This is a genomic window from Flavobacterium sp. Root901 (genome assembly GCF_001429765.1).
GTDB lineage: Bacteria > Bacteroidota > Bacteroidia > Flavobacteriales > Flavobacteriaceae > Flavobacterium.
The window spans coordinates 580,396-602,006 of the sequence record NZ_LMJB01000001.1 but is presented as its reverse complement, the minus strand read 5'-3'; the positions used below and the strand labels follow the sequence as shown (position 1 = coordinate 602,006).

The following is a 21,611-nucleotide window of genomic DNA, read 5'->3' as shown; positions in this document are numbered from 1 at the left end:
AGAGGCGAAAAAAGCCTCTTTTTTCATTAAAAGCTATTAATAACCAAATAAAAATTACCAGATTATGAGTTTAATACCCGAAGAATTTGAGATTAAAAGCCTTATAAATCAAGATACTTACCTTGTTAACGGAGAATTAAAACAATGGACAGGCCAGACTACACCTGTGTTTTCGACTATTTCTTCTACAGAAAAATATGCGCCTACTTTATTAGGATCTATTCCTTTTATGGCAGAAAAAGAAGCGGCGGAAGTTGTAGAAGCTGCCAATGCTGCATACGACAAAGGGCAGGGATTATGGCCAACAATGAAAGTAGCTGACCGTATTAAATGCATGGAGAATTTCGTGAAACAAATGAAAGAAACCCGCGAAGAAGTAGTAAAATATTTAATGTGGGAAATTGGAAAATCATTGGGCGATTCTCAAAAAGAATTTGACAGAACGGTTGAATATATTTACGATACCATTGCAAGCTATAAAGAATTAAATGGACGCAGTGCACATTTTGAAAAAGTGCAGGGTGTAAATGCCATGATCCGCCGCGGACCTCTTGGCGTGGTGTTATGTCTTGGGCCTTACAATTATCCTTTAAATGAGACTTTCTCTTTATTGATTCCGGCTTTAATTATGGGTAACACTGTAATTTTCAAACCGGCAAAACATGGTGTTTTATGTATTTCGCCATTATTAGAAGCTTTTAGAAGCAGTTTCCCAAAAGGTGTTATCAATATTGTTTACGGAAGAGGCCGCGAAGTAGCTTCTCCAATTATGAAATCCGGGAAAATTGATGTTCTGGCTTTAATCGGAAACAGTAAATCGGCGATTGCTTTACAGGATCAGCATCCAAACAAAAACAGACTTCGTTTAATTTTGGGCCTTGAAGCTAAAAATCCAGCGATTATTTTACCTGATGCCGATTTAGATCTGGCTATTCAGGAGTGTATTACCGGAACTTTATCTTTTAACGGACAGCGTTGTACGGCATTAAAAGTATTGTATGTGCACGAATCGATCGCAGAAGAATTCAACAAAAGATTCTCTGAAAAAGTAGATTCACTGCCATTTGGAAATCCGTGGGAAAAAGGAGTTGCATTGACACCGCTTCCGGAAACAGATAAACCAAAATATATTCAGGGATTAATTGACGATGCAACAAGCAAAGGCGCAAAAGTCATTAATGAAAAAGGAGGAAAACATACAGATAATTATATTTTTCCGGCAGTTTTATATCCGGTAAACAGCAAAATGCGAGTGTATCATGAAGAACAATTTGGACCTGTAGTTCCGGTTATTTCTTTTAAAGATATTCAGGAACCATTAGAAGATATGGCAGAATCAAATTACGGACAGCAGGTAAGTTTGTTCGGAAAAGATATTAAAACCCTTGCACCGCTTATTGATGCTTTGGTAAACTTAGTCTGTCGTGTTAACTTAAACAGTTCTTGCCAGAGAGGTCCGGATGCTTTCCCGTTTACAGGTCGTAAAGATTCTGCAGTAGGAACATTAAGTATTCCAGATGCTTTGCGCTCCTTTTCAATTCGTACGTTTGTCGCTTCAAAAGATATCGCTTATAACAATGAAATTTTGCAGGAATTGCTAAACAGCAAAGAATCAAACTTCATTAATACCGACTATATTTTGTAGTATCAAGGTTATATATTAATTGTAGATACCGTCTTTTCGTTTAGAATAAGGCGGTTTTTCTTTTTTTAAGGAGCTGAGATCCTAAGGTTCTGAGATTTTTGATTGTAAAATCTTAGTTTGTGATTTTTTGCTTTTAAAAATATAATTTTGTTAAGAATTGTAACCTTCTTCAAAAAAAGAAGTCTTATTGTAAAAACAATTTAAAAATTAACAAAAACCAGCTTATGAAAAAAAGTCTATTTCAATTTGCATGTTTAGCTTTTTTGTTTTTGGCACAAACAAGCTTTGCACAAGAGCTTTATATGCCAAGGAATATTAAAGATGCTTACGCCAAAGGAACTCGTTCAATGGACGGAAAACCCGGAAAAAATTATTGGCAGAATCACGGAAATTATACTATGGATATTACCGTTGATGCCAAAACGAAAATGGTTTCAGGAACCGAAACTATTGTCTACGAAAATAACAGTAACGACAGTTTAAGAAATTTTGTTGTTCGTTTTGTCAACAACCTTCACAAACCTTCATCGCCAAGAGGCGGTAGTGTAAGTGATGATTTTTTAACTAGCGGATTAACGATTACGTCCCTAAAAATAGGAGGAGAAGTTTATAAAGAAGACGCAAGAAACTGGGGAACTGTTGGAAATATAAAAATGAAAAAAGCCATTGCGCCGCATTCTAAAACAATCATCAATATCGACTGGAATTATCCTTTATCAAAAGAAAGCGGAAGAGAAGGACAGATTGATGAAACGACTTTTTTCGTGGCTTATAGTTATCCGCGAGTTTCTGTTTTTGATGATTATAATGGATGGGACAGAATATCACACACAGACCGTCAGGAATTTTACAACGATTTTAATGATTATGTATATTCTGTAAAAGCGCCAAAAAACTATGTCGTATACGCAACTGGAGATTTTTTAAATCCGGATGAGGTTTTACAGCCGGAGTTTGCGGCACGTCTTAAAAAATCATACATGACAGATGAAATTCTCCATATTGCAAACGAACAGGAAATGAAAAGCGGATTAGTGACCAAACAAAATGAGTGGAATACATGGAAATTTGAAGCCAAAAATATTTCAGATGTATGTTTTGGTTTAAGCGATCATTATTTATGGGATGCGAGCAGTGTTATTGTAGATAAAAAAACAAATCGTCGTGCAAGTGTTCAGGCGGCTTATGATATAAAAGGAACTGATTTTGTCAATTCGGTTAAAAACAATCAATATGCTTTAGACTGGTTTTCAAACAACTGGCCTGGAATTCCGTACCCGTTTTCAAAAATGACAGCATTTCAGGGATTTGCAGATATGGAATATCCAATGATGTGTAACGATTCACAAATGGATGATCCAAAATTTGCACAATTAGTTCAGGATCATGAAGTCGCTCATACATATTTTCCATTTTTTATGGGAATCAACGAAACGCGTTATGCTTTTATGGACGAAGGCTGGGCAACTACTTTTGAATATTTAATTGGAATTGCAGAACACGGCAAAGAAGCAGCCGATAAATTTTATAAAGAATTTAGGGTAGAACAATACATCAATGACAAATCTACAGAAGAAGATCAGCCTATTATTTCTATGTCTACGCAAGTTTCAGGTCCGGGGTATGGAAACAACTCTTACGGAAAAGCTTCTCTTTCGTATATCGCTTTAAAAGATTTACTTGGTGATGATTTATTCAAAAAATCGCTTCATCATTATATGGAAACATGGAATGGAAAACATCCAATTCCGTGGGATTATTTTAATTCTATGAATACAGGTTCAGGAAAAAATCTGAATTGGTTTTTCAATAATTGGTTCTTCACAAACAATTACATCGATCTTTCGGTGAAAGAGGTTTCAAAAAACACAATTGCTGTAGAAAATAAGGGAGGATTTGCAATTCCATTTGATGTTAATATTGTTTATTCAGATGACTCAACAGAAACAATTCACCAGACTCCGGCAGTTTGGGAGAAAAATCAAAAAGCAGTTTCAGTGGCTTTGAAGAACAAAAAACAAATTAAAAAAGTTACTCTCGACGGCGGAATTTTCTTAGATGCAACACCGGATAATAATATCTGGGTCAGCAAATAAAGTAATTCTCACTCATAATCATATAACCGCTTTATAATTAAAGCGGTTATTTTTTATATAAACATCTACATTTATTTGTTATCAGTAATTAAAAAATTAAAATTAAATTTACACAGAATCGATCAGATAAGGGGTTTTTAAGAAAAATGTTTAATTTACGTTAAACAATAAAGGGAAGAAAAATATTATTATTATGTTTGGAAAAAATAAACGCCCTACTAATGAAAAATTATTTAATTCTTATCATTTTGCTGTTTTCAGTGAAAAGTATCTCGCAAAATGATACAAAGGAGAAATTCCAAAAAAACAAATACGATCTGGGAATTTCTTATTTTAAGAAATCAGATTTTGTAAAAGCCCTGGATCAATTTTCAATTGCTTCAAAAATTAAACCTGATAATGAAATAGCTCAGCAAGCATTAAAAAAGGTTGATACTTTAAAAGAAATTCTAAGAAAAGACATTTTAGCAAAAGTAAACGGAACATGGTTAATGACTGGCGATAAACCAGACTGGACTTTAAGTGCCAAGGAAGATTTTAAGAATAAGAAGGTTGATAAATTAATTGAAGTAGTACAGGACAAACTTCTGTTTTATGACCAGGATCGTAAATCAAAAGTAAAGACATTAACTAAAACAGAAAATATTATTTATTTTAATAATGACAAATCCGACTCTTTGTATTCTGCTATTATCTTATCTGACGGAAAAATCTGGGATTGTTTTTTAGACGAGAATTCTAAGACAATCAGAGCCGTAAATATTGCAGAAAAAGGAGAAAATGGAATTGAAAAAATTACAGATACAAATAAAGAAGTTTATTATATCAAAGTAATATAATTTTAAGCTCAGGAGTAAAAAAAGGAATCTAATTTGGGTTCCTTTTTTTATTCCTTAAACTTAGTTTTTCATTACTATAGTTAAATTTGTATTTCAGTTAAATCAATGCAAAATGGAAATTAAAGAAATTCAGGCTTCGCAAACCTGGCAGATAAGACATAAAGTAATGTGGCCGGACCAGCCTTTTGAGTTTGTACAGTTGGAAGAAGACAGTGCAGGATTTCATTTTGGAGTTTTTGAAGATGATAAATTAGTTTCTATAGTTTCCTGTTTTATTGAAGGAAGGGAAATGCAGTTTCGAAAATTAGCAACTTTGGAAGAATATCAGGGAAGAGGAATCGCGTCAAAGCTTTTAAAACATATTTTAGATTTTGCAAAAGAAAGAGATTTAGAAAAAGTCTGGTGCAATGCCAGAGCTAATAAAAAGTCTTTTTACGAAAAATTTGGAATGAAAGATACTTTTGAAAAATTTACTAAAGCCGGTCAGGAATTCACAATAATGCAAATTACAATTTTTTAATATTTGTAAGTGACTGATTTATAAATATATAAAAAATATGTTACCTAATAAAGTAAGTTTTTTAATAAAATTGTTGAATATTAAATGAATGAAAACGTTTTCGTTTTATATAACTGTTAAACCTTGTTAAAAATTCTTTTTTTGTTATGATACTTTTACTACTTTCGCACCCAAATGAGAAAGTTAATTGTATTTCTAGTATTCATGAATTTGCTTCTGCTGGGCGGAGGCCAATATCTTAATGCAAATACTTTTTCTCATCAGCATCATCTTGCGCAGAAACACAGAGTGAAATTTACGAATCAGGATCGCGGAACTTCAATTATTGAAGATGCCGATATTGATCTCGAAGAAGATCTTCCGGGAAATGATGATGCAAATTTACTTCACAGCAAGTTTTTTGCTGCTGCTTATAGTTTGGTAGACACTTTGTATCTGGCACTTTCAGATCAGTCTGCGGCTAATGATTCAAATCGTTTAAAATTTTCTACGCCTTTCTTTGGGCATTCAAATCCTATCTACATTACTCAACGAGTATTAAGAATTTGATTTTACAATATACATCGGTTACCTAAGTCGTGATCTGCATATCCTGTTGATGTATATTTTTACTTCTTCTTATATGAAAGTTAAGTTCTGACTGTGGCTGACTGATGCATTTATCATCTAAAGAGAATCATTATTCCAAGCATTCAATCGCTTAATTTCCAAACTAAATCATGAAAAAAATTATCATGTTCACGGGCTTGATTGCCCTATTGTGCCTAACTAGCTGTACATCTAAAAAAGAAGAAAAAGAGGAAGCTGAAAAATTCACGGTTACAAATCCGATTAGAATTGATACTTCATTTACCAAACAATATGTTTCGCAGATTAAATCTGTTCGAAATATTGAAATCCGCGCTCAGGAAAAAGGGTTTTTACAAAATATTTATGTTGACGAAGGTCAGTTTGTAAAAGCCGGGCAATTGCTTTTCAGAATTATGCCAAACATGTATCAGGCAGAATTACTTAAAGCGCAGGCAGAACAAAAATCAGTAGAAATTGAACTGCAAAACTCAAAATTACTAGCTGATAAAAATATCGTTTCTAAAAACGAATTAAGCGTGGCGCAGGCAAAACTTCAATCTGCAAAAGCAGAAGTTGCACTGGCAAAACTTCATTTATCGTTTACAGAAATCAGAGCTCCGTTTGACGGAACTATTGACAGAATTCCGTTAAAATTAGGTAGTCTTATTGACGAAGGAGAATTATTGACAAGTCTTTCAGACAACAGTCAAATGTTTGCTTATTTCAATGTTTCGGAGCCGGAATATCTTCAGTATCAAACTGATGTTAAAGATCGTGCTGAAAATAAAGTGAATTTAGTTTTGGCTAACGGAGACATCTTTAAAGAAAAGGGAAATGTTGAAGTTATAGAAAGTGAATTTGATAATGAAACAGGAAATATCGCTTTTAGAGCAAGATTCCCAAATTCAGGAAAACTGTTAAGAAATGGTGAAACAGGGCAGGTTCAAATGATGGTACCGCTTAAAAATGCTGTTGTAATTCCACAAAAAGCGACTTACGAAATTCAGGACAAAAAATATGTTTTCGTAATAGACAAAAATGATAAAGTAAGCTCAAAAGAAATTACAATTACGGGCGAAATCCCGGATTTATATGTGATTAAAAGCGGACTTAATGAAAATGACAAAATTTTACTTGAAGGTGTTCAGAAAGTAAAAGAAAATGACAAAATCAAATACGAATTTGTATCACCTAAAAAGGTCATTAATAATCTGCGCTTAAAAGCAGAATAGGTTAGTTGGTTTTAATCATTAAAAAAATATAAAAATGTTTAATAAATTTATACAAAGACCTGTACTGTCGATAGTAATATCGCTGATAATTGTCTTTTTAGGGGTTTTGTCGGTATTAAATTTACCAATTACTCAGTTCCCTTCAATTTCTCCGCCAATGGTAAATGTTACAGCAGATTACCCTGGTTCGAACGGAGAGCTTATGATTAAATCGGTTGTAATTCCTTTAGAAAGAGCCTTAAATGGGGTTCCGGGAATGAAATATATGACTTCTGATGCCGGTAATGATGGTGAAGCAAGTATCCAGGTTGTATTTAACTTAGGAACAGATCCTAACCAGGCCGCAATTAACGTTCAAAACCGTGTGGCTTCGGTTACCAATAAACTTCCGCCTTTGGTAGTTCGTGAAGGGGTTAAGATTACACGAGAAGTACCAAGTATGTTAATGTACGTTAACCTTTATAGTACGGATAAAAATACCGACATGAAGTTCTTGTACAACTATGCAGATATTAACGTTTTATCTGAGTTAAAAAGGGTAAACGGAGTTGGTTCAGGAGATATCTTGGGAACACGTGAATATGCAATGCGTATTTGGTTAAAACCAGATCGTATGTTAGCCTACAAAATTTCTGCAGATGAGGTAATGGAAGCATTATCAAGCCAGAGTCTTGAAGCCTCACCGGGTAAAACAGGTGAAAGTTCCGGTAAACGTTCTCAGGCGTTTGAATATGTATTGAAATATTCCGGACGTTTTACAACAAAAGAACAATATGAAAATATCGTAGTCAGATCGACTGCAAATGGAGAACTTTTGCGTTTAAAAGATATTGCCAAAGTTGAATTTGGAAGTTCAATGTATGATATTTATTCTAACCTGAACGGAAGACCTTCTGCAGCAATTGTATTAAAACAATCTTTTGGAAGTAATGCAAATCAGGTTATTGAAGATGTAAAAGCGAAACTGGAAAAAATCAAGCAGAAATTTCCAAAAGGAATGGATTATGAAATCTCATACGACGTTTCTAAATTCCTTGATGCTTCTATCGAAAAAGTAATCCACACTTTAGTTGAAGCTTTTATCTTGGTAGGTTTAGTTGTTTTCCTTTTCTTAGGAGACTGGCGTTCTACGGTTATTCCTGCCATTGCGGTGCCTGTTTCGTTAGTTGGAACTTTTGTGTTCATGACATTCTTCGATATATCATTGAACTTAATTACATTATTTGCTTTGGTTTTAGCGATTGGAGTCGTGGTCGATGATGCCATTGTGGTTATTGAGGCTGTTCACGCCAAGATGGAAGAAGAACATCTGTCGCCATTTAAAGCAACTAAGAAAGCAATGCACGAAATTGCGGGGGCAATTATTGCTATTACGTTCCTGATGGCGGCAGTATTTATTCCTGTTGCGTTTATGTCAGGTCCTGTTGGGGTTTTCTACAGACAGTTCTCAATTACAATGGCAACTGCAATTATACTTTCTGGTATTGTGGCCTTAACTTTAACACCGGCGCTTTGTGCAATGATGTTAAAAAATAATCATGGTACACCTAAAAAGAAAACACCTGTAAACAGATTTATAGACTGGTTTAACGAAAAGTTTAATCTTGCACAAGGAAAATACCAAAACGTATTAGGTAAAATTGTAAACAGAAGAGGAGTAACTATTGTTGCACTTCTTGGTTTCTGTGCCGGAACATGGTTAATCAGCAGCACTGTACCTTCCGGATTTATTCCGAATGAGGATCAGGGAATGTTTTATGCTATTATTCAGACACCTCCGGGTTCGTCATTAGAAAGAACAAATGATATTGCTTTAAAACTGCAAAAAATATCTGAAAGTGTTGAAGGTGTAAAATCAGTTTCTGCACTTGCAGGTTACGAGATCTTAACAGAAGGAACAGGATCAAATGCCGGAACGTGTTTGATCAACTTAGAAGACTGGAATAACCGCAAACAATCTGTTCAGGAAATTATGACGGAACTGGAAGAAAAATCCAAAGATATCGCGGGAGCAAATATCGAATTTTTTCAACCGCCTGCAGTACCCGGATATGGAGCAGCAGGAGGATTTGAGCTTCGTTTATTAGATAAAACTGGTACTACAGATTTTAAAAAACTGGAAGAAGTTAATAAAGAATTTGTTGAAGAATTAAGAAAACGTCCGGAATTATCCAACGTATTCAGTTTCTTTAGTGCGAGTTTCCCTCAGTACATGATGAAAGTAGACAATGATTTGGCACAGCAAAAAGGAGTTTCTATTGAAAATGCCATGAATACTTTGTCAACTCTTGTGGGGAGTAACTACGAAATCAGCTTTATTAAATACGGAATTAACTATAAGGTAATCGTTCAGGCGGCTCCGGAATATCGTGCACAGCCAGATGATATATTAAAACTGTATGTAAAAAATAATCGTGATGAGATGGTTCCGTTTTCAGCTTTTATGAAATTAGAAAAAGTATACGGACTTTCAGAAATCACAAGACACAATATGTACACATCAACTGAGATTAGTGGTGGACCGGCTCCTGGTTATAGTTCTGGTACTGCGATTAAAGTAATTCAGGAAGTGGCGGAGAAAAAATTACCCAGAGGTTATGATATTGACTGGGCAGGTATCTCTGCCGATGAGGTAGCTCAGGGTAATCAGGCAATTTGGGTATTTCTGATCTGTTTAGGATTCGTTTACTTGGTGTTAGCGGCTCAATATGAGAGTTTTATCCTTCCGTTATCTGTAATTCTTTCTTTACCTGCCGGTATTTTTGGAGCTTTCTTATTATTGAAAGTGACAGGATTGGAAAACAATATCTATGCTCAGGTTGCAATGGTAATGCTTATTGGTTTATTAGGTAAAAATGCCGTACTGATTGTAGAGTTTGCGATCCAGAGACACGCCGCAGGAAAATCAGTTTTAGAAGCCGCAATGGAAGGAGCAAAAGCAAGATTCCGTCCAATTTTGATGACCTCATTTGCCTTTATCGCCGGATTATTACCGCTTGCTTTTGCAACTGGTCCAGGTAAAATTGGTAACAGAACAATTGGAACTGCAGCAGCGGGAGGTATGTTTATCGGAACAATTTGCGGAGTATTTGTAATTCCTGGCTTGTATTTGATTTTTGCCAAAATTGCAGAAAAACACAAACTGGTAAAACACGAAGAAGAAAATCCATTAACAGAAGAAATTGATAACAATCATGTATAAATTCAAATCATATCAATATGGTATTGCATTAGGTATTTGCCTTATGGCTGCAGGGTGTAAAGCCCCTGCGCCAGAGGCAGCAATTACTACAAGTACTCCAGTTCCGGAGTCATTTGGTGTAACTCATCAAACTCAGGATGCAAATTATAATACGGCAGTTTTAGCCTGGAAAGATTACTTTAAAGATCAGAATCTTATAGATTTAATTGATATTGCCCTGAAAAATAATCAGGAGTTAAATATTACTTTACAGGAAATTGAAATCGCGAAGAATGATATCCGTGTCAAAAAAGGACTTTTATTGCCAACTGCAGGTTTAAGAGCCGGAGCGGGAGTAGAGAAAGTGGGAAGATACACAAGCCAGGGAGCTGGTGACGCGACAACAGAGATCAAGCCCGGAATTGAAACTCCTGATCCGTTAGGAGATTTTACGATCCAGGCTTATGCCAACTGGGAAGTAGATATCTGGAAAAAACTACGTAATTCTAAAAAAGCAGCCTTAAACAGATATTTGGCCACTGTAGAAGGCAGAAACTTTGTTATTACAAACCTTATTGCTGAAGTTGCCGATTCTTATTATGAATTAATGGCCTTAGATAACCAATTGGATATTGTAAAACAAACTATTAAACTGCAAACCAATGCTTTGGAAATTGTAAAAGTGCAAAAGCAGGCTGCAAGAGCAACAGAATTGGGAGTAAAGAAGTTTGAAGCTGAAGTTTTAACATCACAAAGTCTGGAGTTTGATTTGTTACAGCAAATAAAAGAAACGGAGAACAAAATCAACTTTTTACTTGGAAGATATCCGCAGGAAATTAAAAGAACAAGCAATACAAATTTCTTAAGCTTGCTTCCGGCAGTTGTAAGTTCTGGAATTCCATCTCAGTTGCTGGCTAACCGTCCTGACGTAAAACAGGCAGAACTTGAATTAGTAGCTGCAAAATTAGATGTAAAAGTAGCTCGTGCTGAGTTTTATCCATCTTTGGATATTACTGCTGCAATCGGTGTACAGGCTTTCAAACCTTCTTACCTGTTTACAATGCCAGAATCTCTTTTATATTCTTTAGCGGGAGATCTTGTAGCGCCATTAATTAACAGAAATGCCATTAAAGCTGAATTTGCCAGTGCCAATGCAAGACAACTTCAGGCGTTGTACAACTACGATCGTACAGTTTTGAATGCTTATTTGGAAGTTTCGAATCAACTTTCTAAAATTGAAAACCTTCAGAAAGGATATGATCTTAAATCGAAACAGGTAGATGCTTTAAACACTTCTATTGATGTTTCTAACGATTTGTTTAAATCGGCCAGAGTAGATTATTTTGAAGTTTTGATGACGCAGAGAGATGCATTAGAAGCAAAACTGGAATTGGTTGATACTAAAAAAGAACAATTAAATGCTGCAGTTCATGTCTACCGAGACCTGGGCGGCGGATGGAAATAATATTGCCTGTTAATTTGTAGAGAAAAAGCCTTTCGGAAGTAAAATTCTGAAAGGCTTTTTATTTTGATAATAACTTCCCGAATCAGTAAAAATATTTTATATTTATTTCTTAAAGAAAAATATCATGAAAAAGCTCCTTCTATTATTAATCGTTCTTTGCACTTTTGGGTGTAAAAAATTTGTTGTTTCGTTTGAACAGCCAACAGACAGGAAATTAGATAATTTAAAACTAGAAGTATTTCTGGATAAAAAGAAAGTCAAAGATATTAACTTAAAAGCGGCAGACGGAATGCCGGGTTATGAAACATCCGGATTTTCAATTTCAGATGAAGGTAAACATCAATTGCAGGTGAAAGTAAAGGACACCACTTTTACTTATGATATTAAATATCCGGAAGAAAAATTTATTCTTATTACTGCTCATTTAAAGCAGAACGGAAAAGTTCATATTGGTATTTTAAAAAAGCAGTACAAATTCAGGTTCAGTAAATAATATAAAAAAAGCCTTTCGGATTATTTCGAAAGGCTTTATGTTTTAGAGAAATTAATTTTAAGACAAAAAGTCTTTAAACCATAATCCTGAGTTTTTAATAGTTCTTTTTTGCGTTTCGAAATCGACATGAATTAAGCCGAAGCGTGCATTATAACCTTCTGCCCATTCAAAATTATCAGTTAAGCTCCAGACAAAATAACCTTCAACATTTAATCCTTCCTGTCTGGCTTTTAAAATTTGTTCTAAGTGGTCCTGAATGTAATGCGTTCGTTTTATATCAAACACTTTTCCGTTTGTTACAGTATCGGCAAAAGCGGCACCATTTTCAGTAATGATAATTTTTTTGATGCCTTTATATTCATTGAATTTTTTCAGGACATGATATAAGGCAGGCGGATAAACTTCCCAGCCCATTTCAGTTGCAATCACATTTCGTTTTTCGGCACTTACCAATTCAGCGCCAATATACGGAATCAGCATTGCCGATTTTACAACTTCGCGGGTATAACACTGTAAACCAATGAAATCAAAATCAAAAGCGAGATTATTTAAATCATCTTCCAAAATATAATTATTGAGCTTTTTTAGAACTGGCAGATCTTTTTGCGGATATCCTAATCCTAAAATAGGCTCTATAAAAGTTCGGTTTAATAAAGTATCGACACGTTTTGCGGCTTCAACATCTTTGGGGTTATCTGTTGCCGGTTCGATATGCGTGCATGAAAACGTGGTTCCAATATTGGCATTTGGCATTTTGTTTCGCAACACCTTTGCGCCGGCAGCGGTTGCCAGCGTTACATGATGGATAGCTTTGATGTAATTGGTAATTCCCTTTTTTCCGGGAGCATGAATTCCTAGGAAATATCCGGCTCCAGTAAATACGGAAGGTTCATTGATTACCATCCAATTTTTGACACGATCGCCAAAATGCTGTGCACAAACTTCAACATAATCTGAAAACCAAGAAACCGATTCACGGCTTGTCCAGCCTCCTTTTAATTCTAATTCATGAGGTAAATCCCAATGATAAAGCGTAATCCAGGGTTCAATTCCAGATGCCAGTAACGAATCGATAATTTTATTGTAATAATCTATTCCGGCCTGATTTACAGGATGGGCGCCCGTAGGCATAATTCGGGTCCAGCTGATAGAAAATCTAAAATTCGGAATATTTAATTCCCGAATCAAATCAATATCATTTTGGTAAGAATTGTAGAAATCGCAGGCGGTCAGGGCATGATGTCCATTTTTAATTTTTCCTTTTTGAGAAGTAAAAACGTCCCAGATAGAAGAACCTTTTCCGTCAGAATCATGTGCTCCTTCAATTTGGAAAGCGGCGGTAGAAACACCCCACAAGAAATCTTCACCAAATTGGTTTTTGTTCAAAAATGAGTTTTCAATTTTATTCATTCAATAATACTTTCCTTTATTTTTAGATGCCCTTATTAATGAAGGAAAGAAGATTGCATAGCTCTTAAAAAAAGCCATTCTTTGAATGATTTTAGAAAATTTAGGTTAAAGAATTTCATAACGATTAGTTTTATATCAAATTAATAAAACCAATGTGAATTTATTGTAAAGGCATTATTATCAAATAATTAATAATGGATGAGAAGATTTAATCTTCCCATCCGCAGATTGTCAAACCCAGATTTTGAGCTTGTTTGAGTGTTGTTTTTACGACTTCCTGCCGGCATGATGATAAACCACGGCAATGTTCTTTAAAATGATATTTTTTTGATCCGCCAGACCCGCAGATATAAACGCTGGTATCAGGAGGACAGAAAGAAGTTAAAAAAACAAAAAATAAGAGTAAAGTATATTTCATAAGCTTGTTTTTATTTCACAATTAAATCGTATTGGTTTCCTTTTTTATCAACAGCTTTTAGTTTTCCGTATGCAATCCATTCTGTGTTGATTTCAAGTTCAGCAACTGTATCAGTGGTTAAAATTCCCGCACCGTATTTTCCTTTGACATTAATATTGCCGCAAACCGAATCGCCTTTGGCATTAATGCCTTTTACATCATAATTGTATTCATAATGTCCGGGATTTCCTGTTCTGTATTCGTATTGATATGTTTTATTAACATGATACGTTTTTGCCTCTTCAGGCGTAATGGTTTTTCGGTCATCTGCAGTAGTGACCTCTTTGTAAAACGTATTGATTTTTGCCTGAGGCGGAGCAGATGCTTTTTTGCAGGAATAAAAAGTAAATATGAAAAACAGGATTAAGTAGTTTTTCTGCATAGGCTTTGTGGTATTTGGTTAGACTTAAGTTTTTGGATTCGATAAATCTAATTAGAATTATAGTTTTTGAAATGAGTACTTATACGTGATTTATTCGGTTTCATAAAGATTTGTTGTATCCAGTAATTCTTTTTCAAATTGATAAATATCGTCTATTGATGCAATAGGGATTTTGGATTCGGTTTTATTATCGTTAAACAAGCTTATATATTTTTTACTGCCATTAAGATGAAGTCTGCATAATGGTTTACGATTATTATCATCCAGCAAGATTCCAAAATACGATTGCGTATCACGATACACAATTCGGCTTACGGGTAATTTTCTTCGTAAAATTGCTACGACTATACGGTAAGCATCAAGTTCTTCCTCCGTGGTATTAATTTTACTATCATCTTCAGCAATGGAAATTTCCTGATCTTGCTGCTTTATGGTTTCTTTGGTTAAAGCAGCATTTAACCGATCATTGATTTTATCGTTAATAAATTGACTAACTGATTTTTGAACTAAATCTTTAAATTCGTCAACGACTTTTTCAGTTAATCTTCCTGAATATATTTTACTGGCAAATAATTTCGTAAAATCATTTGAAGGGCTGTCTAATTCTGCATTTATAAGCTTTTTGATTTCTTTAATGTATTTTAAAGAACTGGCATTACTTACAATATTGTCCACATCAAAATTTGATTTATGAAACTTTGTAATTTCATTAATGGTATTTTCTTTCAGATTGGTGATATCAAACTCTAAAAATGGTTTTTCATCCATCTTATTTTGCGCATCGAGATCAGTAAAAAATTGGTAAGTTATTCCGTTTGTCAAAAGTGCGAATCGTGTTTTTGTGACATGAAAATATCGAAACAATTGCGAATTATGAACAGATAGTTTTTCTTTCCATCCTTTGCATTCCACAATAATAATTGGTTCTCCATTTTGAAAAATAGCATAATCTACTTTTTCTCCTTTTTTAAGGCCTAAATCTGCAGTAAATTCAGGAACAACTTCAAGCGGATTGAATGCGTCGTATCCCAAAATATGTATAAATGGGAGTACAAAAGCATGTTTTGCCGATTCTTCGGTCCCAATTTTGTCTTTTAACTGATTGATTTTATCTGCTAATGATTTAAGTTGAATATTTATTTCCATTGGTTTGTAGTTTTAAATTAATAATCCAAAAGTAAAACCAATCAAAATCAGTATTGTATGGAAATCCGTAATGTGCTAAAGTTTTTTGAGAAGTTTTGATACGGATTTAAACGCAAAAAAGAGGACAATGAAGTTCCTCTTTTAAAAACACGAGTTTTGTTTTTAATCTTTTGCTAAAATAAAATCTGAAATAATCTTATCCATATTGGAAGGGAGATCAGCATTTTTAATTTCGAAGTGTTTTATATTCATTTCAGAAAGCCATTTGCTCCAATATTCTTTGATTACTTTTTCTTCATATGGATTATTCTTTACCGGATTTATTCCTAAAACTAAAACTTCAAGATTGGAAAAATCTTTATCAATCTTAATAAAACCGAATTTTTTATCCTGAAATTTTTTATGCCATTCGTTTGTATTTAAACCATTTTGTTTGATTAACTGTGGTGTTAAATAATTGGATAAATTTCCATTTTTAATTTGCGTCCCTTCATAAAACATATAACCGTCAGTCAAAATAATCAGTATATTTCTATATTCTTTTTCAAGACATTGATCCTGAACTTTACTGTCAAAAAAATTCCAGATATCAGAACCAATATATTTATCATCTTTAATTGCTGATTCGTATATTTTTGATGTTTTTGAAGCATAGGTTGCGTTTATAGAATTAAGAAGTTCTTTTGAAGCATTGTTCTTGTCTGCCATAATTCTTAATTCTTTTGAAATAGAATTAATTTCAGAATTTTCGGGTTCGGGGTTAAAGAATAATTGCATTTTGTCATTAATCTGCCTCATTCTCTTTGATTTTAAATGTTGTGTAAAAGCTTCAGAAATTGATTTTATATATCCTAAATCCCGCTGATAAATTTCCATAGTTGGATTTGGATTCTTTTTAAGACTTATTCTATCTGATAAATCAACAAGAATACTGATGTTGTAATTTTCTGAAACAGAACTTTTAACGGCCGCTTCTTTTTCTTCATTCTTAGGGTCTTCTTTACACGAAAAAAATACAACCAGCAGTAATGACATTGAAATTTTGAGTAATGTATTTTTCATAATATTAGTTTTTGAAATAAACTAAATGCTGAAAATCCGGATCAATTAAGTTTAATCTTCCAAGATGTTCTTCAGATAAATTTTCACAGTTTTCGAGTAATTCTACTTTTTCTTTGTGAGGTAAGGCGATTTCAGTGTTAATTGCCTGAAACCAGCCTTCTTTATATTGATGATGGTAATGCAGATATTCTTTTACAGGAAAAACAAACCCATCGATTTTCAATTGAAGTTCTGAGATTTTTCCGTTAATGTTTACAATTTGCTCTTTAAAAGTGTTGATTTTATTGATGTATTCTGCTTTTAGTTTTTCCAGATTTAATAAGTTTTCTTTTCTGCCTCTAATAAAAGCTCGGATTTTATCGATGTTTTCAAATTCTTTCATTACAAAATCAAATACAAGTCCCCAGATAATATAAACCACAAAACCGGCAAAAATGATCATCCAGAATTCTGGTTGTCCAAGCGCAATGTTTAAATTGTATGGAGAAGATTCTGTTGTTTTGTTAAACTCATATATTTTTTTCTCGATGATATAAGCCAAAAGAGAATCGAACAAAAACGTAATGGCAAAAAGCGAAATCAGTCTAAAAACATTTTTTAAGCCTTTTCCTTTTTGAACCATATGAATTACATAACCCAATCCCATAAAAACAAACGGAATTGTTGTAACCAAAACACCTTCGAGCCAGCTTGCTTTAAAAGCGTTTGTAAAAGCATCTGCATCAAATATGGCCGCTGTTAAACTATCATTTGAAAATTCCTTAAAAAAAGCAGAATAAGAAGCTGAGATATAGAAAACCAAAACATAAAGTGTAATTGGCAGCAGGAGAATTAAACCGATATAAAATTGGGCTTTTAAGCCTTTTCCTTCTTCAATTCCGTATTTATCGGGATTGCGTTTTACATCGATAATTTCGTTTTTAATCTGGTCGATATTATCATTAATGCCTTGTTCTTTCTTTTCATAAATGCCAATTGCCGCTTCTGATTTTTTAAGTTCAGTTCTGTTTTTTTCCTGTTCTTCGCGGTAAGGCTGTTTTAGGCGGTCTTGTTCCATTTTTTGTTTTCGGCATTGATCTTCAAAACTCATATATAAATTTTGAAGACAGGCTTTTAAAACAATTGGTTTTCCGGTAGCTTTAACAGATGCTGCAAAACCGCTTTGGTAATACGTAATTCTGATTTGTTCTCTATCTTCTTCATTTTCTTCAAGAATTTTAAAAGAAGAATCTTCAGGTTTTTTTAAACTGAATAGTTGGGTTAGTGTTTTCATAGCTTAAGCATTTAGTTGACTAATAATTTCTTCTTTTCCGACATTTCTCTGCACACAGCCAATGAGATAATCAGATAAATCATTGATGTTTTCTTCTACGAAATCAAATTTGCGACAGTATTTTCTAAGCATATTTAATTCGTCGTCGGTTATTTTTCCATCTGCCCAAATAATTCTGGTGAAATCATACAGATACTCAATTTTGGTGTTTAAAGCTTCAGGAATAACAAATTCTGTATTAACCGGATTTAGAAAAAGTTTATCTAATTCCTCTTTCGGAATTCCTCTTTCGTCTGCAAAATGATATAACATTTGCAATTCTAATACATTAAACTGATCATCAGATAATGCCATTTGATATAATCTCAAAAAATGGCTTTTTAGTTCTAGTGTTATCATGTTTTTGGTAATTTTAAATTAAGTTTATTGAATTAGTCGATCAGCGATTTCTTCTCTGTCAATTATTATTTGCGACGGTAGAATCATTTGAATTTTATTGTCCATCGGATTCTGAAAAATGGAAAAATTTCCTCTGCAATTTTTATATCGAAATAGAAAAGCTTTTAACCCTTCCATAAATCCTTCTTTTTGAGTTACTTCAAATACATAATTTGAACAGGATTTTTTAAAAATGCATTTTTTTCTATTAGAGGCTGGTATACTTTTCCAATATATTCGAATGAAAAATAGTATTAGATATTTCATCTTTTCTGAAAAACAACCATTTGACTATTTGTTGTGTAACCTGGTTTAGCTCCTATTCCAAAGCATCCACTATCTGGATGAACAAAGGTTGACACACTTTCTAAACGTACATATTCCCAGCCTTGAATTGTATAAGTTTTTATTAAACTTTCAAGTTGTTCAGCAACATGATCTGAAGTTCCTTTTTTCGGATCGATTGAAGCTACGAATGGTATTACTTTGTATTCCATAATTTTTTTAGTTTTAATTAATAATGATTAATAATCCAAAAGTAAAACCAATAAAAACCAGTATTTTACGGAAATCCATAATCCGTGAAATTTAAATTTCAGCAATAAAAAAAGCCCCCGAAGGAGCTTGAAAATTGAGTAGAGAGAATTTTAAATAATCCCCATATCTTTTGTAATAGAAACCAAATGAACGGTATTGTTGGCTTTAAAAAAGTCTTTTAGTTTAGACAATCTTTTTTCTACAGCACTTTTACTGTTTGGTTTGATATCGGTACTTTTAAAAATTTCAATAATCTCATCCTGAGACGTTCCTGCAGATAAATATTTTAGTATTTTAATATCGACATCATCAATTTCATAATTATTTTTTTCCTGTAATGCCGACGCGACTTCGGGAGAAATAAATTTTTGATCAGAAGCTGCAATTATCTTAATGGCTTTTTTTAATTCCTCAATACTGTTTCGGCCTTTTAGCACAAAAGCATCAATTTCCGCATTATCAAAAAGTGATTTTATGCGAAGGTTTTTATCTTCGATAGAGTAGGCAATGATTTTAATATCAGGCTGGAGTTCGCGAACTTTTTGAATTAATTCGTCTCCGCTGCCAATATTTACTTCGCGATGGTCTTTTTTAAATGAAAGATCACTAATTAATAAATCATATGGTTCATTATCCTGAATCGCTTTTCTTATTTTCAGAAAAGCATCATCACAATATTTTGCATGTTGAAAATTGGCAATGTCGAGATCATTTAAGGTTTGTTTGACGGCTAAATTAAATTCTTCAAAATCCTCAGCTATTATTACTTTCTTAAACATAGGCTTTTATTTAGGCATTGTTATTTTTACTTTAAAACCTTTATCAGGTTCCGTTTCAAAAGTAATAGTTCCTTTATTAGACAAAATACGGTTTTCCATATTTTGCAGACCATTTTTTATAATTTTAGATTTTTCGCAGCCTTTTCCATTATCGGAGTAGTTTATAGAGAAACTATTCGGGCTGTTTTCAAATGTTATAACAACGATAGAGGCTTTGCTGTGTTTTGTCATATTGACCATTAATTCGTGCAATACGCGCTGAATGGCAATTTTCTTTAAATCTTCAACCGAATCCCAGACTACTTTTTCTATCCCATTTATAATAATATTGGTCTGGCTGTTATTATAGGTAGAAAGCATTTCTTTTAAATTATTCATGTAATTGGCTCCGGTATGAATATCATTATTTTCACGGGAAATTCCACGAACGCGTGAGTAAATATCGTCGAGTTTTTGCAGCAGGTTTTCTTTGTTATTTTCGTTGGTTAAAGGCTGGGTTTGTGTATAAGTAATGGCATGAAAAACATCATTGGCTAATCCGTCATGAATATCTTTAGCGATACGGGTTTCAGTGTCGTATGCTGTTTTTATTTCTCTGATCCTTGCATTGTGTTTATAGCGCTTTCTTAAATAAAGTGCCAATGAAATAAGGCAGATTAAAGTTGCAATTAAAATAACTTTATCTTTTTCGGCTTCCTGAAGCGACAATTCATTTTCAACTTTTTCTAAACGGAGTTTCTGGTTTTCGTCTTTTTCTTTTTTAGAATCGTATTTTATTTTAGCAAATTTGTTTTTAAAATTGTTGCGTATTTTGATGATGCTGTCGTTTATAGAGATATAGTTTTGAGCATATTGTATTCCGGCATTATTCGAAATTAAAAATGATAATGCTTTTAAACGTTCGTCAACACTATTAAATTTAGTTGCTGTTTCATAAGCCTCTTTCGCATATTCGTCAGACTTTTTAATATTAGTTTTTGAATAATATTCTGAAAGATGAAAATAACTTTCAATACTTCCGTACGAATCTTCAATTTCTTTTCTCAGGTTTAAGCTTTCAGTCATTAATTGCAAACCTTTATCATTTAAACCTTTTTTAAAATAAGCAAAACCAAGATTATCAATTACTCTTGCTTTGCTTTTTAAAAATTTATCGAATTCTTTTGTTTCTAAAATTCCTTCCAGAATTTTAATAGCCTCTTCATATTTTTTCTGTTTGATATAAACAACCGCAATATTATTTAAGGGAGATTGTTGAGATAATTGATCTTTAGAATCTTTTATGGCCTGATTATAATAAAATATTGCATCATCGTAAATAGAAAGTTCTTTATCAGCGATTCCGAAGAAATTATTAATAGCGGCACTAAAGTTATTATCGTTTTTCACATAAGGTAAAGCTTCTGTTAATGTTTCTTTACTGCCGTAATAGTCGCCGTTTATCTGCTGTATATTGGCCATTTGAATTAAATTATAGACAATATTGGTGCTGTCTTTAAATTTTTCAAATGCTATTTTTGATTTATTAAAGTAATAAAAAGAACTGTCATATTGATTTTTTTGAAAATCAAAAAGTGCTTTTTGCTGTAAGTTAGAAGCGTATTTTTTTATTGGATTAACTTTATGAAAACCTTTATTTTTTTCTTCACAGGAAATCAAAGACAGCGTAATTAATAAAATAAAAAACGGGGATCGTACCATAACAGTTACTTTCCCCGAATTTAGTAATTTATTGAAAACAATAAATTTTATTTGTTATTTTTTTGGTGGCGGAAGATTAATTGGATCATCACCAGGTCCAGGAGGATCACTTGCTTGTGGACCCGAAATCGAATCTTTTACGGTTTCCGCTTTTTGTTTACTTGTTTCAAATTCGTCAGCAGTACAAGAAAATAATGTAGTTGACAATAGCGCGCACGCTCCCAATAGATATAATGTTTTCATTTTTTTAAAATTTAAAAATTAGAGATAGGCGTTGCTGGCCGGAGGTTTTCCGGGTTTTTGGATTGCAACACCATTTTTTTGGGAAGTGAAGTGCGTAGAACTATAAAACTTTATTTATACTTCCCAGATAGACTCCGTTTTA

The 21,611-nt window shown here is 33.3% G+C and carries 21 protein-coding genes; 9 read left to right on the top strand and 12 right to left on the bottom strand.

Going from position 1 to position 21,611, the window contains the following annotated elements; all coding sequences use genetic code 11:
- The first annotated feature begins 64 nt into the window (after positions 1-64).
- The 9 genes from ASE21_RS02335 to ASE21_RS02295 all read left to right on the top strand — a co-directional run bounded on the left by ASE21_RS02335 (position 65) and on the right by ASE21_RS02295 (position 12,041).
- Positions 65-1,645: an NADP-dependent glyceraldehyde-3-phosphate dehydrogenase gene (locus ASE21_RS02335; protein WP_057120945.1), complete on the top strand. Its 1,581-nt coding sequence runs from the start codon at positions 65-67 to the stop codon at positions 1,643-1,645.
- Between the two features lie 224 nt (positions 1,646-1,869).
- A complete protein-coding gene (locus ASE21_RS02330) occupies positions 1,870-3,741 on the top strand; it encodes a M1 family metallopeptidase (protein WP_057120944.1) in 1,872 nt (623 codons plus the stop codon).
- Positions 3,742-3,962: 221 nt separating this feature from the next.
- Positions 3,963-4,580 carry a hypothetical protein gene (locus tag ASE21_RS02325; RefSeq protein WP_057120943.1) on the top strand — a complete coding sequence of 206 codons (618 nt, stop codon included), beginning with the start codon at positions 3,963-3,965 and terminating at the stop codon, positions 4,578-4,580.
- A gap of 112 nt (positions 4,581-4,692) precedes the next feature.
- Positions 4,693-5,100 (top strand): GNAT family N-acetyltransferase, encoded by a 408-nt coding sequence (locus tag ASE21_RS02320; protein ID WP_057120942.1) that lies wholly within the window; start codon positions 4,693-4,695, stop codon positions 5,098-5,100.
- A 174-nt stretch (positions 5,101-5,274) separates the two neighbouring features.
- Positions 5,275-5,649 (top strand): hypothetical protein, encoded by a 375-nt coding sequence (locus ASE21_RS02315; RefSeq protein WP_057120941.1) that lies wholly within the window; start codon positions 5,275-5,277, stop codon positions 5,647-5,649.
- Between the two features lie 170 nt (positions 5,650-5,819).
- Positions 5,820-6,902: an efflux RND transporter periplasmic adaptor subunit gene (locus ASE21_RS02310; protein WP_057120940.1), complete on the top strand. Its 1,083-nt coding sequence runs from the start codon at positions 5,820-5,822 to the stop codon at positions 6,900-6,902.
- Positions 6,903-6,936: 34 nt separating this feature from the next.
- On the top strand, positions 6,937-10,104 hold the full coding sequence (locus ASE21_RS02305; RefSeq protein ID WP_057120939.1) for an efflux RND transporter permease subunit: 3,168 nt from the start codon (positions 6,937-6,939) through the stop codon (positions 10,102-10,104).
- Entirely contained in the window at positions 10,097-11,548 is a 1,452-nt protein-coding gene (locus tag ASE21_RS02300) for a TolC family protein (RefSeq protein WP_057120938.1), read from the top strand. Before ASE21_RS02305 ends, ASE21_RS02300 begins: the two co-directional genes overlap by 8 nt.
- 124 nt (positions 11,549-11,672) lie before the next feature.
- Positions 11,673-12,041 (top strand): hypothetical protein, encoded by a 369-nt coding sequence (locus ASE21_RS02295; protein ID WP_057120937.1) that lies wholly within the window; start codon positions 11,673-11,675, stop codon positions 12,039-12,041.
- A gap of 57 nt (positions 12,042-12,098) precedes the next feature.
- Here ASE21_RS02295 and ASE21_RS02290 read toward each other — a convergent pair whose 3' ends face one another.
- The 12 genes from ASE21_RS02290 to ASE21_RS02235 form a co-directional block, all read right to left on the bottom strand.
- Positions 12,099-13,451 carry a GH1 family beta-glucosidase gene (locus ASE21_RS02290; RefSeq protein ID WP_057120936.1) on the bottom strand — a complete coding sequence of 451 codons (1,353 nt, stop codon included), beginning with the start codon at positions 13,449-13,451 and terminating at the stop codon, positions 12,099-12,101.
- 208 nt (positions 13,452-13,659) lie between these two features.
- Entirely contained in the window at positions 13,660-13,869 is a 210-nt protein-coding gene (locus ASE21_RS02285; RefSeq protein ID WP_057120935.1) for a hypothetical protein, read from the bottom strand.
- 10 nt (positions 13,870-13,879) lie between these two features.
- Entirely contained in the window at positions 13,880-14,290 is a 411-nt protein-coding gene (locus ASE21_RS02280; protein ID WP_057120934.1) for a hypothetical protein, read from the bottom strand.
- A gap of 90 nt (positions 14,291-14,380) precedes the next feature.
- Positions 14,381-15,436: a type I restriction endonuclease gene (locus tag ASE21_RS02275; RefSeq protein WP_057120933.1), complete on the bottom strand. Its 1,056-nt coding sequence runs from the start codon at positions 15,434-15,436 to the stop codon at positions 14,381-14,383.
- Between the two features lie 162 nt (positions 15,437-15,598).
- Positions 15,599-16,498, bottom strand: a complete 900-nt coding sequence (locus ASE21_RS02270) for a hypothetical protein (RefSeq protein WP_057120932.1) — start codon at positions 16,496-16,498, stop codon at positions 15,599-15,601.
- A 4-nt stretch (positions 16,499-16,502) separates the two neighbouring features.
- Complete coding sequence (locus ASE21_RS02265) at positions 16,503-17,771, bottom strand: ABC transporter permease (protein WP_057120931.1); 1,269 nt, start codon at positions 17,769-17,771, stop codon at positions 16,503-16,505.
- A gap of 3 nt (positions 17,772-17,774) precedes the next feature.
- The gene (locus tag ASE21_RS02260) at positions 17,775-18,170 is read right to left on the bottom strand and encodes a hypothetical protein (RefSeq protein WP_057120930.1); all 396 of its coding nucleotides are present in this window, start codon (positions 18,168-18,170) and stop codon (positions 17,775-17,777) included.
- A 24-nt stretch (positions 18,171-18,194) separates the two neighbouring features.
- On the bottom strand, positions 18,195-18,476 hold the full coding sequence (yidD, locus tag ASE21_RS02255) for a membrane protein insertion efficiency factor YidD (RefSeq protein WP_057120929.1): 282 nt from the start codon (positions 18,474-18,476) through the stop codon (positions 18,195-18,197).
- A complete protein-coding gene (locus tag ASE21_RS02250; protein WP_057120928.1) occupies positions 18,473-18,706 on the bottom strand; it encodes a hypothetical protein in 234 nt (77 codons plus the stop codon). The genes yidD and ASE21_RS02250 overlap by 4 nt, the downstream gene beginning before the upstream one ends.
- Positions 18,707-18,856: 150 nt before the next feature.
- Entirely contained in the window at positions 18,857-19,525 is a 669-nt protein-coding gene (locus ASE21_RS02245) for a response regulator transcription factor (RefSeq protein ID WP_057120927.1), read from the bottom strand.
- Positions 19,526-19,531: 6 nt separating this feature from the next.
- Positions 19,532-21,226, bottom strand: a complete 1,695-nt coding sequence (locus ASE21_RS02240; RefSeq protein WP_057120926.1) for a tetratricopeptide repeat-containing sensor histidine kinase — start codon at positions 21,224-21,226, stop codon at positions 19,532-19,534.
- 54 nt (positions 21,227-21,280) lie between these two features.
- On the bottom strand, positions 21,281-21,469 hold the full coding sequence (locus ASE21_RS02235; protein ID WP_057120925.1) for a hypothetical protein: 189 nt from the start codon (positions 21,467-21,469) through the stop codon (positions 21,281-21,283).
- Positions 21,470-21,611 lie beyond the last annotated feature (142 nt).